The organism is Jiella soli (assembly GCF_020615385.1).
Classification (GTDB): domain Bacteria; phylum Pseudomonadota; class Alphaproteobacteria; order Rhizobiales; family Rhizobiaceae; genus VKMB-3413.
Window position 1 is genome coordinate 677,229 of the sequence record NZ_JAJAVB010000025.1, and the last position, 13,191, is coordinate 690,419.

Sequence of the window (13,191 nt, forward strand, 5' to 3'; positions counted from 1 at the left end):
CGCAAAGAATTTGCTTTAAGGAAGATAGGCGCATGTCCAGCACTTCCGCAACCGCTCCCGCGAATTCCGATCTGCGCGCACTCCGCTTCTACGGGCTGACCCTCGGCGCCTTCTTCGCGGCGTCGGCCGCGCCGACGCCGCTCTACCGCCTCTATCAGGAGGTCTGGGCGATCTCACCGATGCTGATCACGCTGATCTTCGCCATCTATGCCTTCAGCCTGCTCGCGGCGCTTCTGATCGTCGGATCGATCTCCGACCATGTCGGCCGACGCCCGGCGATCGCGGTGGCTCTCGTGGTCCAGGCGGTAGCGCTTGTCCTGTTCATTTTCGCGGAGAACGTCTGGTTCCTGCTTGCCGCGCGTCTGGTCCAGGGGTTCGCCACCGGTGCGGCGGCGAGCGCACTCGGGGCAGCGCTTGCCGATGCCGACGCCAAGCGCGGGCCGATCGTCAACAGCCTGTCGCCGCTCCTCGGCATGACCGTCGGCGCGCTCGCGACCGGAGCACTGGTCGAATACGGGCCGCAGCCGATGCGGCTCGTCTACGCGCTTCTGTTGGTCGTCGTCGGGGTGCAATTCGCCCTGGTGCGGACGATGCCGGAAACGGCATCGCTGCGGCCGGGCCTTGCCGCGTCCCTGAGGCCGCAGGTGCGCGTGCCGGCCGCGGCCCGGCGGGCGATGGCGATCATCGCGCCGATCAATATCTCGCTCTGGGTGCTCGGCGGTTTCTACCTGTCGCTGATGCCCTCGCTGATCGTCAGGGCGACCGGGCAGGATTCGCAGATGCTCGGCGGCGCGGTCGTCGCCGCGCTGATGCTGTCCGGTGCCGTCGCGGTGTTTTCGCTGCGCCAGCTGCCGCCCGCGCGCGTCCTGAGTCTTGGGGCGCCGGCCGTCTTCGCCGGCATCCTGGCGCTCGTCGCCGGCGTCCACACCGGCTCGGTGCCGGTGCTCTTCCTTGGCACGGTGATCGCCGGCGTCGGCTTCGGGGCGAGTTTCCTCGGCTGCCTCGGCACCATCATTCCCCTTGCCCCGGCCGATCAGCGCGCGGAACTCCTCTCGGCATTCTATGTCGAAAGCTATCTCGCCTTCAGCGTGCCGGCGATCGTGGCCGGCTCTCTCGCCGGTGCGATCGGGATCGAGAGGACGACCGACATCTATGCCGCCATCATCGTGCTTCTGGTCGCCCTCGGCCTGGCGGGACGCCAGTTCTTCGGGCTTCAGCCGCGGCCGGCAGTCAAGCAGGCGCCGTTGCAGCCGGTGGTGCCGGCCCTGGGCGAGTGCAGCGAGCGCTGAGGCCCTGCCGCCCGACAGATCCGTCAGCCGGTCGCGCGCTCGCGATCTCGGACTGCAGGCGCCGGCAGGCGATGCCCGGGATCGGCGATCGTGCCCTCGAATTTCTCGGACGCGGTCTCGACGCTCGCCAGCGCGGCGCCGCTCAGAGCCTGGCGGGCGAGGCCGAGGAAGGCGTCGCGCTGGAAGCGCAGCGCCTGGCGCTGATCGACACTGCGGCAGGCGGGGATCAGGACCGTCAGGCAGTTGAGATAGTGCTCGCCCGCAATCATATCGGAGGCGGCATACTGGCGGAGATGGCCGAAGGCGATTTCCAGATATTGGGCAAAGTTTGCGGTCATGACGATGGCGCGGAGCCGGCCGTCCTCGTCGCAGAGGAACCGGCTCGGCGGCTCGCGGCCGGCGAGATTGGCCACGGCCGAAGTCAGCCAGTCCATCGCGGTGATCGCGGTATAGGGGTCGTTGACGCCCGGCGACAGGGCACGTCCCGCGATTTCGACCAGCTCGTCGAAAAGGAAATTGATGTCCTGGCGCGGGCTGCGGCTGTTGCCGGCGGCAAGCGAGGACAGAAGATCCGACCGCGTGTCGTCGCTCGCCCGCTCCGCGGGCCAGGCCTGGAAGACGATCCGGCCGGGATGGACGAACATGCCGGGCCGGCAGGTGAGGCGCACCACGACGTCGCTCTTCCTGGCGCCGTTGATCAGCGATTCGCTGTCCACGATCTGCAGATAGCCGGCGCGGTCGGAGCCGATCTCGGCATAGGGCAGGGGATCGGCCCCCCGTTCCGCTTCGGCGCCGTCACGAAAGCAGGGGGGAACCTGCCACAGAACCGATTCCATCTCCTCCTTCGACCGCTCCGGTCCCTCGGGAAAGGCGTGCGCGATGCGATCGTTGAGGGAGGTCCCGATACCGGCGATCACGTTCGAGATGTGGATGTTCGAGGGCACGTGGTGGATGAAGTAGATGAGCACGCCGATCGAGAAGATGGCGAGGATGATCGCGCCGAAGATCGCGATGTTGGGAACGAACATCGCGCCGAACACGTCCTCGTCGCCGCCATCGCGCACGCTGCGCAGGACGAGCATGCAGTAGACGAAGGTGGCGACGAAGACGCCGAGGGTGATCTGGTTGCCGCGGTCGTTCATGAAATTGGTGAGGAGCCGCGGCCCGAAGCTGCCGGAGGCGAAGACCACCGCGGCCATGGTGACCGAGAACACCGTGCCGGCAACGCCGATCATCGACCCGCCGATGGCCGACAGGATCGCTCGCGCCCCGTCCGGCTGGGTGGCATAGAGGAACGGCCCGACGCCCAGCCAGTCCGGCTCGACGTTCACGTCGATCTCGATCAGCAGGAAGGCAAGGGCCGCCGCCAGAACCGCCATGACCGAGGGCAAGAACCAGTAGCTGGCGCTGATGCGCTCGTAATATTGCAGGAACAGGGCGCGCATCGAATCCCTTGGAAGACGGTCTCACAGGAGACGTGCATCTATGGGACCGGTGCGCAACTGACAGGGCGCGGGCCGCTCCCGAAGACTCTGCGACGGTGCTGGGGCGGCTGCGGGAGGCCCGAAAAGGACGCGGGCCGGCGATCCGGCCCGCGGGATGTTTCGCGATCGACGTGAAAGGCGTCGCGGCGAGCGCCGGTGCCTACATCGACGAGCCGAGATCGACCTTGAAGAACAGGGTCTCGCCGGAGGAATCGTCGACGCCGTCATTGTCGGTGACGGCATAGCCGGTGCCGTCGGCGGCGATGGTGAAGCCTTCGATCTTGTCGACGACATAGCCGCCGGTCGCCCTAAGGTCCGGCATGAAGTCGTGGACCTCTTCCTTCGTCACTACCGGAAGCTCGCCGCCGAGCGGGGCTGGGGTCACGCCGTCGAGGGACACTTTGAAGAGCTTCTTCTCCCTGGCCGCCTCGCCGATCTGATTGTCGCGCTCGATGATGTAGAGATTGCCGTCCCGTGCGGTCACCTCCGACAGGCCGACCCAGCCCTTGTCGGCCTTGTCCAGCGGATAGCGCACCGCGCTCCATTCCTTGGAGCCGGGCTTGTAGGCGAGGAGCTTGACCGTTCCCTTCGGATCGTCCTTCCACTCGCGCTGGATGGCGATCCAGAGCGTATCGCCGGCCATGGTGATGCCCTCGGCTCCGAATCTCGTCGACTGCGCGGTCAACTCTTCCGGCATGGGCACGGTCTCGGTGATGGCGCCCTTGCCGTCGACATGCAGGATCTGGTGCGGGATGTCCTTTTCCGGATTGCCTTCGCTCGCCAGCCAGAAGCCGCCTTCGCCATCGGAGGTGATCCCTTCGAGGTCCAGCTTTTCGGCCGGCTTTCCATCACGGGTGACGGTCATGGCACCGGTGATCTTCGCCGGCTTCGCCGAGGCGTCGATGACGAAGATCCGCGGCTGGTTCTTGTAGAAGGAATCGCTCACCGCATAGAGCTTGCCGGCATCGTCCTTGTCGGCGGCGAGGCCGGAGAGGGCGCCCCAGCCGAGCGGTATGCCGTCCTGGTCCTGCGACCGGATCATCGGATAGGTCGGCTCGCCCTCGCCGAGGCTGTAGATCATGACATGGCTGCGGGCCGCGCCGTCCTCGCCGAGATCGGTCTCGTTGGCGGTCGCCAGAAGGCCTCGCGCGGGGATCGCCACCGCGCCTTCCGGGCTGATGCCCGAGGGGAGCAGCTGGACGAATTCGGGATCGCCCTCGCCGATTTTGTAGACGCCGACCGCCGAGCCGCGCTCGGACAGGACGAAGGCGTAGGTCGTGCCGTCGAAGGTGGCGACCTCGAGGCCCTCCGGCTCGATGCCCTTGGCGTCGGAGCGCTTGTCGGGATAGTGGCCGGCGCGGATCAATTCGTATTCGAAGGCGGGACCGGATTCGTAGGCGACGCTGCCATCCTTGTTCCACAGGGTGAAGGAGCGCGTTCCGCCCTGATAGTCGCCCTCGTTGGCGGACAGGAAGCGGTCGTCGGCGACCCACTGCACGGCGTCGGGCTCGCGCTTGCGGGCGTCCTGGCTGCCGGCGAATTCGAGCCTGCCGTCATCCTTCGCGTCGATGCCATTGAGGTCGACCGCGCCGGCGGAAAAGTGGTTGACGACCTTGCCGGTCGCCGCGTCGATGATGGCGACGTGATTGTTCTCCTGCATCGAGACGACGATCTCGCCGGCCGCGTTGAAGTCGACGAATTCGGGCTCCGGGTCCTCCGGCGCGATCTCGGCGAGGCCTGTCACGTCGACGTCCTTGCGGGTCGCGCAGTCCGGCGCGCCGTCCGCAAGGTCGAAGATGGTCACGTAGCCGGCCGGCATCTGCGGGATCTTGCCGTCGTCGAGATCTTCGTCGCGCTCGTTCTCGATGGCGATCGCGACATACTTGCCGTCCTTGGAGACGGCGACCGAATCCGGCTGGCCGCCGACGTCGCAGGAGGCCGTCTCCTTCTTCGCCGCGACATCGACCACCGCGAGGCGGCCCGACGGGGTCTTATAATTCTCGGATGTGTTGACGCCGATCAGGACATCGGGGCCGGCAACGGCGACCGAGGTCGGCTCGCCGCTCATCGCAATGAAGCCGGCGGGCTTCGGGTTCGCGGGATCGGTGATGTCCACCATGCCGATGCCGCCGGCCGGGCTGTCGGAATAGATCAGCGTGTTGCCGTCCAGGCTGACGGTGATGATCTCGGCCGAGGTCTCGGTCTCCGGCGCCTTGTCGGCCGGCAGGTTGGATGCGACCGGGAAGGAGGCGACGCGGTTGAAGACGGGATCGGCCAGAGCCGCGGCAGGTGCTGCGAGCGCGCTCGATGCGAGAAGGGCGGCGAGAGACAGGCGGAGGGGGCTGGTCACGGGCGATTCCTATCCGATTTGTAATGTCCGCCCTATCAGCAGGGTCATGTAACAACGCCATGACATCCAGGGTCATCGGCCCGCGCCGCCTTTCGCGCGCATCTGGGCGGGCCGGCCAGGATCTTTCAGCCAAGGTCTTCACGACAAACGAGGAATCGATGAGCGAGACGATCAGCGGCCGGTTGACTGCGGCCGGTCACGAACTCGACGTCAGAATATATTTCGAGGACACCGACTTCTCCGGCGTCGTCTATCATGCCCGCTATCTGCACTTTCTCGAGCGGGGCCGGTCGGACTTCCTCCGCCTGAAGGGCTTCGACCACCGCGCCCTGATGGAGGGAGCGTTCGGCTCGCCGATGGCCTTTGCCGTGAGGCACATGGAGATCGACTTCCTGCGGCCGGCGCGGATCGATGACATCGTCACCGTCGAGACCCGCTCGCGCCTCGTGGGGGGCGCGCGCATCCTGCTCGACCAGACGATCCGCCGCGCAGACGAGACGCTGGTCACAGCCGCGGTGAAAGTCGCGGTCATCTCGCCTGAGGGCAAGCCGATGCGCATGCCGCAGGGCGTGATGAGCGGGCTGGCGCCGCCGGACGCAGAGGCGGGCGGCTAGAGAGTGAATTAACCGGGGCTTAACCCTGGCAATTCATTGTCCAGCCGAAAGGATTTGAGACGAATTGCGCCATTCTTTCACCTGATTCCCCTGTGAGATGGCATGAGGGGGGCGCATCGGCATCCCGAGGTTCCGGCGGCGGGACATCGGCCGAGGCGAAAAGGCGATGGCGCTAGGGTGCTGCGGGTCGCCGGGGTACCGTTTTTCGTATTCGAAGGTCGAGGGGAATGGACGGAAACATCGTTCAGGGGACGCTGGCTGCCGCCGGCTCCGTGTCAATCTGGGACCTGTTCTGGCAGGCCGGATTTATCGTCAAGCTGGTGATGATCGGGCTCCTCGGAGCCTCGGTCTGGACCTGGGCGATCATCATCGACAAGACCATGCGCTACGGCAGCTTCCGCCGGCAACTGAACAAGTTCGAGAGCCATTTCTGGTCCGGCCAGTCGCTGGAGGAACTCTACCACACCCTGTCCGATCGCCGGACCTCCGGCATGGGGGCGCTGTTCGTGGCGGCGATGCGCGAGTGGAAGAAGTCCTTCGAGAAGGGCGCCCGCTCGCCGCTCGGCCTGCAGACACGGATCGACAAGGCGATGGACGTCACCCTGGCACGCGAGATGGACGGTCTGGAATCGCGCCTCGGCTTCCTCGCCACGATCGGTTCGGCGGCGCCCTTCATCGGCCTGTTCGGGACCGTCATCGGCATCATGACCTCCTTCCAGGCGATCGCCGGCTCGCAACAGACCAGCCTCGCCGTCGTCGCTCCGGGCATCGCCGAAGCGCTTCTGGCGACGGCCATCGGCCTCGTCGCCGCCATTCCCGCGGTCGTCGCCTACAACAAGCTGTCGTCGGACGCGGGCAAGCTCGGCATGCGGCTCGAAGCCTTCGCGGACGAGTTCTCCGCGATCCTGTCGCGACAGATCGACGAGAAGCTCGCGCAGCAGCAGCGCTGAGGGCCGCAGAGCCTCGGCCGAAAGGACGTTACGATGGGTATGGGCACCGCTACCGGAGGATCGCATCGCTCGCGGCGCGGTCGCACCCGGCGTCGTCCGATGAGCGAGATCAACGTCACGCCGATGGTCGACGTGATGCTCGTTCTCCTGATCATCTTCATGGTCGCCGCGCCGATGCTGACGGTGGGTGTGCCGATCCAGCTCCCCAAGACCCAGGCGAAGGCGCTGAACTCCGACACGCAGCCGATCACCATCTCGATCAAGTCGGCGGGCGAGGTCTTTCTGAACGAGACCGAGGTCCCGATGGATGAGGTCGTCCCCAAGCTGCAGGCGATCGCCAAGGCGGGCTATGAGGAGCGCATCTTCGTCAAGGGCGACAAGGCGGCCGACTACGGCACGGTCATGAAGGTCATGGCCCGCATCTCGGCGGCCGGTTTCAAGAATATCGGTCTCGTCACCGATCAAGACGTGAACGCCTGAGCCCCGCTGCCTGACCCATGAAGACCGGCGTCGTCGTTTCCTCGATCCTGCATGCCAGCCTCCTCACCTGGGGGCTGTGGACGCTGTCGGCTCCCGAGCCGCTGCAGGTCGCCAACGCCGAATCGCTGCCGGTCGAGCTGGTGCCGCTGGAATCGCTGTCGCAGTCCCTTGTCGGCGAGAAGGACGCGCCGAAGACCGACAAGCCGGCGCCGGCCCCGACCAAGACGCCGCAGAAGCTGCCGATGCCGGCCGAGAACATCGGCGACAACGAGACCGATCTGCCGACGCCGCCGACGCCGCAGGAGCGGCCCAAGCCGACCGAACAGGCGGCCGCGCCGAAGGAAGCCGCCACGCCTCCTGCGCCAGATACGGTCCCGGAGCCGACCCCGCCGCCCCCGCCGCCCGAGCCGAAGGTAGCGGAGACGCCGCCTGCCGAGCCGGCGCCACCCGAGGCCGAGTCCGCGCCGGAGAAGCCGGCCGAGGCCGATCCGGTCGAACAGGCGATCGCCGAGGCCGCAGCGGAGCCCGCCCCGGCGCCTCTGCCCGACAACGTCCCGATCCCGAGCGACAAGCCGCGCCCGCCGCAGCCGCAGAAGACCGAGGCGGAAAAGCAGAAGCCGGAGCCGCCCAAGGAGACCAAGACCGCGGTGGCCGAGCGTCCGAAGCCGGCCAAGGACAAAGCGCGGGAAGAGGTGAAGGCGCCGGAGACCAAGGAGTTCGACGCCGACAGGATCGCCGCTCTCCTCAACAAGGAGAAGTCGTCCGGCGGCGGCGCTCGGCGGTCCGAGGAACAGGCTTCGCTGGGGCTCGACCGCAAGACCGGGGCGAAGCTCTCCCAGAGCGAAATGGATGCGCTGCGCGGCCAGATCTCCAAATGCTGGTCGCCGCCGGCCGGCGCTTTGGAGGCCGGCTCGCTGCGGGTGTCGATCGAGATGCATCTCGATCCCTCCGGCCAGCTGGAGGGGCGGCCGGTGATCGTCGACGGCGGCAACGGCTCGATGCAGCAGAGGATCGCCGGCGAGGCGGCTCTGCGCGCGGTTCGCCGCTGCGCGCCGTACAACCTGCCCGCCGACAAATACGACACCTGGTCGGAGGTCGTGCTCAACTTCGATCCGAGCCAGATGTTCTGACCGGCTCGGAGGAGCCGAAAGGCACAAGGCGATGCCGGCATTCGTCCGCCCGCCCGTTCCGCCGCCATACAAAATCCTGATTGCGGGTTACGACCGTGGCCGGACAGCGATAGACGGGGCGGGGACGGCGAGGCGGGGGGCTTGCAGCCCCCGGCACCGGGGCGGCAGGGACGGGACGCCGCAAAGAAAATTCTCTGGAGGGGGTGCAACGGCCGCGGCCGCGCGCCTTTCGACATGAACGGAAGGTCCGGGAATGCAGACCATCATCACGAAGCTTTTTGCCTGGACCCTGGTGCTGGCCTCAGCGCTGCTTTTGGCCGGACCGGCGGCCGCGCGCGTCGAGATCGACATCACCCAGGGCAATGTCCAGCCGCTGCCGATTGCGATCAGCCCGTTCCAGTCGCAGGATGGTCTCGGCAAGCAGATCTCCGACGTGATCTCCGCGGATCTCAAGCGCTCCGGCCTGTTCGCGCCGATCGACCCCTCCGCCTTCATTCAGAAGGGGCTGACGACGGATGTCAGCCCGACCTTCACCGACTGGACCGTGATCAACGCCCAGGCGCTCGTGGTGGGCCGCGTCTCGCCGGAGGCGGACGGGCGGCTGCGCGTGGAATTCCGGCTGTGGGACACCTTCGCCGGCCAGCAGCTCGACGGCCAGCAGTTCTACACCAATCCGGAGAACTGGCGGCGTGTCGCCCACATCATCGCAGACGCGATCTATGAGCGGCTGACCGGCGAGAAGGGCTATTTCGACACCCGGATCGTCTTCGTCTCGGAAAGCGGCGACAAGGCGAACCGGGTCAAGCGGCTGGCGATCATGGACCAGGACGGTGCCAATGTGCGCTACCTCACCGACGGCCGCGATCTGGTGCTCACCCCGCGCTTCTCGCCGAACCGGCAGGAGGTCACCTACATGTCCTTCGGCAATGGCGAGCCGCGGGTCTATCTCCTGCAGCTGGAGACGGGCCAGCGGGAGATCGTCGGCAATTTTCCGGGCATGACCTTCTCGCCGCGCTTCTCGCCGGACGGCCAGAAGGTGATCATGAGCCTTCAGCAGAACGGCAACGCCAACATCTACGCCATGGACCTTCGCTCGCGGGCGACGACGCGGCTGACGGCGACGAGCGCCATCGACACGTCGCCTTCCTACTCGCCCGACGGCCAGCGCATCGTCTTCGAATCCGACCGGGGCGGGCGCCAGCAGCTCTACGTGATGAACGCCGACGGCTCGAACCAGCAGCGCATCTCCTTCGGCGACGGCGCCTATTCGACGCCGGTCTGGTCGCCGCGCGGCGACCTCATCGCCTTCACCAAGCAGACCGGCGGCCAGTTCCAGATCGGCGTGATGCGGCCCGACGGCTCGGGCGAGCGGATCCTGACGTCGGGCTTCCACAACGAAGGCCCGACCTGGGCGCCGAACGGCCGGGTGCTGATGTTCTTCCGCGACCAGAAGGGGGGCGGGGGCCCGCATCTCTTCTCGATCGATCTGACCGGCTACAACGAACAGCAGGTGGCGACGCCGGGCTTTGCGTCCGACCCCGCCTGGTCGCCCTCGCTGGAATAGGATGATGTGCGGCGCCTTCGGCCCAGCCCGGCACAAGCTTCGCTGCATAAAAGCGGATGACTGTTGCGGTGCTGCATCAGGTCGGGGCGTCGGACGGGCCGGCGAGCGGCCCGTCGCAAAACCGGTCCGGCGACCGCAAGTCGCTCGGATTGTTTGGAAATTCCTCGGCTTTACCGGGTGTTAAGCTCCCGGATGGTAAGTGTCGGGTAACGGAAATCCATCGGATTTGAGGGAGCTGGCCATGCGCCGGATCGCATACGGATACGGGGTAAACAGCCGCATCGCATTCGCCTTGGCCGCGAGCCTTCTCGTCGCCGGCTGTGCGAGCAAGAAGGACATGTTGCCCGACAACGCCGCCGGCCTCGGCCTCAACGGCGCCAACGGGCTCAACGGCGCCGGGGCTGCGACGCCGGGCTCGACCCAGGACTTCACCGTCAATGTCGGCGACCGCATCTTCTTCGACACGGACTCCTCGTCGATCCGTGCGGACGCGCAGCAGACGCTGCAGCGCCAGGCGCAGTGGCTGAACCGCTACCCGCAGTACTCGATCACGGTCGAGGGCCATGCCGACGAGCGCGGCACGCGCGAATACAACCTCGCGCTCGGCGCCCGCCGTGCTGCGGCCACGCGCGACTATCTCACCCAGCTCGGCGTCCCGAGCAACCGCATGCGCACGATCTCCTACGGCAAGGAGCGTCCGGTCGCGGTTTGCGACGACATCTCCTGCTGGTCGCAGAACCGGCGCGCCGTCACCGTGCTCAACGGCGCCGGCAGTTGATCTCGGACACCTAACCCGGCGGCGGTACTCCGTCGCCGGTCGCATGCGGCAGCGCCAAACTTTGGCCGAACTCGGCGGTTTCATGCTAACGCCCTGACGACGATGGACGTGCGCGGTGCACCATACGGGCCCGCGGCGTTCCCGCGTTTCGATCGAGGGGAATAGCCGCATCATGATCAAGGGATCTCTGATCCGGGTCGCCGCAATTGCGATGACCGCCGTTCTTGCCGGCGCAGGCAGCGCCTCGGCATTCGACCTGCCGGGCATCTTCGGTGGGAATACGCAGGCCGTTTCGCCGACGCTGCAGGCCGAGCCGCAGCGCGACACGGCACCCGTCCGGATGGCACAGGCCTCCGGCAACGAGCTCCTGCGGATCAACCAGCTGGAGGAGGAGATCCGCCAGCTGACCGGGCGGGTCGAGGATCTCAACTTCCAGCTGCTGCAGACGCAGGAAGACCTGCGCAAGTTCCGCGAGGACACCGAGTTCCGCTTCCAGGATCTGGAGGGCGGCAAGGCGTCGAATGCGTCGAAGACCGAGCGGCGCGGCGAGGCGGCGCCCGCTCCATCCACCGGGTCCAGTACGCCGACCGAAACCGCCTCGACGTCCGCCTCCGGCGCGCCTTCCGTGGCGGGCGAGGGCTCCGGCGACAATATCGGCAACCTCCTGCAGAGCGGGCTCGGCGGGGACGGTGCCGCGCCCTCCGAGCCGGCGGCCGATTCCAGCACCGTCGCGGCGATCTCGCCGCGCGGCGCCGGGGAGATGTACGATCTCGCCTACAACTATCTCCTCGCCGGCGACTATTCGCAGGCCGAGCAGGCCTTCCGGCAGTATGCCCAGACCTATCCGAGTGCCTCCGATGCGCCGGATGCTGAATACTGGCTGGGGGAGAGCCTCTACCAGCAGCAGAAGTTCGCCGACGCAGCGGAAGTCTTTCTCGATGCCCAGAAGGACCATCCGGACGCCAGCAAGGCCCCGGAGATGATGCTGAAGCTCGGCATGTCCCTTGCCAAGCTGAAGAACCGCGAGACCGCCTGCGTGACCTATAAGGAGGTCGCCCGCCGCTATCCCGCGATGAGCGCCAATGTGAAGCGCAAGCTTGCCAGCGAGGAGAAGGCGGCGAACTGCTGACCGCAGGGCGGCCCCTCGAACCAATCTTGCAAGTACCGGACGCCGGGCCGGACGCGGCGCCCTTGTCTCCGTTCGAAATGTGCAAGCGCCTCGCCGCAGTCTTTTCCGCCGCTTCTCTCCGTGGAGCCTCGCTCGAAGCGGCCGTGCTCGCGGTTTCCGGCGGCCCTGATTCGCTGGCGCTGCTTCTTGCGGCACAGGCCTGGCGAAAGGCCGAGCGCAGCGGCCGGCCCCCGATCCGCTTTTATGTCGCGACCGTCGACCACCGCCTGCGGCCGCAGTCCGCGGCGGAGGCGGCCTTCGTGGCGAATCTCTGCCGCGATTTCGATCTTCCGCATCGAACCCTCGTCTGGGCCGCTCCCGCACCTGCCGGCAATTTGCCGGAGGAGGCGCGTCTCGCGCGCTACGATCTACTCCAGACCTTCGCCCGCCGCTGCAATGCCGGCCTGGTCCTCACCGCGCATCACGAGGACGACCAGCTAGAGACGCATGTGATGCGGGCTCGGCGCGGCGGCGGTCCGACCGGGCTCGCCGCGATGCGCCTCGTCCGGGAGATGACGCGGGGCATCGTGCTCGCGCGTCCCTTCCTGGACATTCCCGGCGCCCGGCTGAAGGCAAGCGTCGCGGCATGCGGGCTTGCGGCGGCGGACGATCCGACCAATCGCGATCCGGCCTATGAGCGGGTGCGGGTGCGGTCCGGGTTCGAGGCGGGAACGATCGACCGCGAGGCGGTACGTCAGGCGGCGGGCGAGGCGGCGGAAGCGCGCGCGCGGCTGGAGACGCAGCTTGCGGCGGTGCTGTCGGAGTTCGCCGCACACCGTATCCTTGAATGCCGTGAGGACGGAACGATCCGGCTTAAGCGGACTGCGCTGGTGGAACTTGGCGGCGATCTCGCCTTCCACCTGGTGCGCCGGGCGCTGGCCGCGGTCTCCGGCGCATCGCATTGGCCGGAGGCGGCGGGCGTGGAGCGCATCCTCTCCCGGCTGAGGGGTATCGAAGCGGCGGTCTCCGCGACCCTCGGCGGAGCGATCGTCGCGGCGGACGACACAGCCGAATTCTGCCGCGAGTTCGGGCGGTGCGGGATTGCCGGGCAAGAGGTCGCGGATGATGTGACCCCGCTGCTCTTCGATGGCCGCTTTGAGATCGATGTCGATCGCTGGCGCGGGTCGGACGCCCGGCTCGTCGCATTCGGCTCGCTCGGCCGGGGCAACCGGCGCGAGCGCACGCTGCCCGTACTCCTGTCGGCCGGGCGGCTATTGGCGGTGCCGCGGAGCCTGACCCGCAAGGCACCCGAAGCCGCCGAGACGCTTTCGCTCCGTTCCCTCGCCGAGTGGCGGCTGCGGCGCGATCTTCCGAGATGACGCAGCATTGCCGTCATGCGGACAGTGCTTGGTAACCGCCCCTCGCCATTTTGCCGCAAATCCGC

The 13,191-nt window shown here is 67.3% G+C and carries 11 protein-coding genes; 9 read left to right on the top strand and 2 right to left on the bottom strand.

Translation table 11 applies throughout. The features are described 5' to 3' along the window. Nucleotides 1-32: 32 nt before the first annotated feature. Nucleotides 33-1,289, top strand: a complete 1,257-nt coding sequence (locus LH400_RS17660) for an MFS transporter (protein ID WP_229154268.1) — start codon at nt 33-35, stop codon at nt 1,287-1,289. Between the two features lie 23 nt (nt 1,290-1,312). Here the strand turns inward: LH400_RS17660 and LH400_RS17665 are convergent, their stop codons facing one another. Next, complete coding sequence (locus LH400_RS17665) at nt 1,313-2,734, bottom strand: DUF2254 domain-containing protein (protein WP_229154269.1); 1,422 nt, start codon at nt 2,732-2,734, stop codon at nt 1,313-1,315. 199 nt (nt 2,735-2,933) lie between these two features. Continuing rightward, on the bottom strand, nt 2,934-5,123 hold the full coding sequence (locus tag LH400_RS17670; protein ID WP_370638413.1) for an esterase-like activity of phytase family protein: 2,190 nt from the start codon (nt 5,121-5,123) through the stop codon (nt 2,934-2,936). Between the two features lie 158 nt (nt 5,124-5,281). Between LH400_RS17670 and ybgC the strand changes: the two genes are divergently transcribed. The 8 genes from ybgC (at nt 5,282) to tilS (ending at nt 13,126) form a co-directional block, all read left to right on the top strand. Then, complete coding sequence (gene ybgC, locus LH400_RS17675) at nt 5,282-5,737, top strand: tol-pal system-associated acyl-CoA thioesterase (RefSeq protein ID WP_229154270.1); 456 nt, start codon at nt 5,282-5,284, stop codon at nt 5,735-5,737. Between the two features lie 227 nt (nt 5,738-5,964). Then, nucleotides 5,965-6,687, top strand: a complete 723-nt coding sequence (gene tolQ, locus LH400_RS17680; RefSeq protein ID WP_229154271.1) for a protein TolQ — start codon at nt 5,965-5,967, stop codon at nt 6,685-6,687. Between the two features lie 39 nt (nt 6,688-6,726). Beyond that, nucleotides 6,727-7,167: a protein TolR gene (gene tolR / locus LH400_RS17685; protein ID WP_370638425.1), complete on the top strand. Its 441-nt coding sequence runs from the start codon at nt 6,727-6,729 to the stop codon at nt 7,165-7,167. 17 nt (nt 7,168-7,184) lie between these two features. Next, nucleotides 7,185-8,297 (top strand): UCP034077 family protein, encoded by a 1,113-nt coding sequence (locus LH400_RS17690; protein ID WP_229154274.1) that lies wholly within the window; start codon nt 7,185-7,187, stop codon nt 8,295-8,297. Nucleotides 8,298-8,550: 253 nt separating this feature from the next. Beyond that, nucleotides 8,551-9,861, top strand: coding sequence for a Tol-Pal system beta propeller repeat protein TolB (gene tolB / locus LH400_RS17695; RefSeq protein ID WP_229154276.1), 1,311 nt, complete (start codon nt 8,551-8,553; stop codon nt 9,859-9,861). Nucleotides 9,862-10,102: 241 nt separating this feature from the next. Beyond that, a complete protein-coding gene (gene pal / locus LH400_RS17700) occupies nt 10,103-10,639 on the top strand; it encodes a peptidoglycan-associated lipoprotein Pal (RefSeq protein WP_229154278.1) in 537 nt (178 codons plus the stop codon). Between the two features lie 172 nt (nt 10,640-10,811). Beyond that, a complete protein-coding gene (gene ybgF, locus LH400_RS17705) occupies nt 10,812-11,768 on the top strand; it encodes a tol-pal system protein YbgF (protein WP_229154280.1) in 957 nt (318 codons plus the stop codon). Between the two features lie 62 nt (nt 11,769-11,830). After that, on the top strand, nt 11,831-13,126 hold the full coding sequence (tilS, locus tag LH400_RS17710; protein ID WP_229154282.1) for a tRNA lysidine(34) synthetase TilS: 1,296 nt from the start codon (nt 11,831-11,833) through the stop codon (nt 13,124-13,126). Nucleotides 13,127-13,191 lie beyond the last annotated feature (65 nt).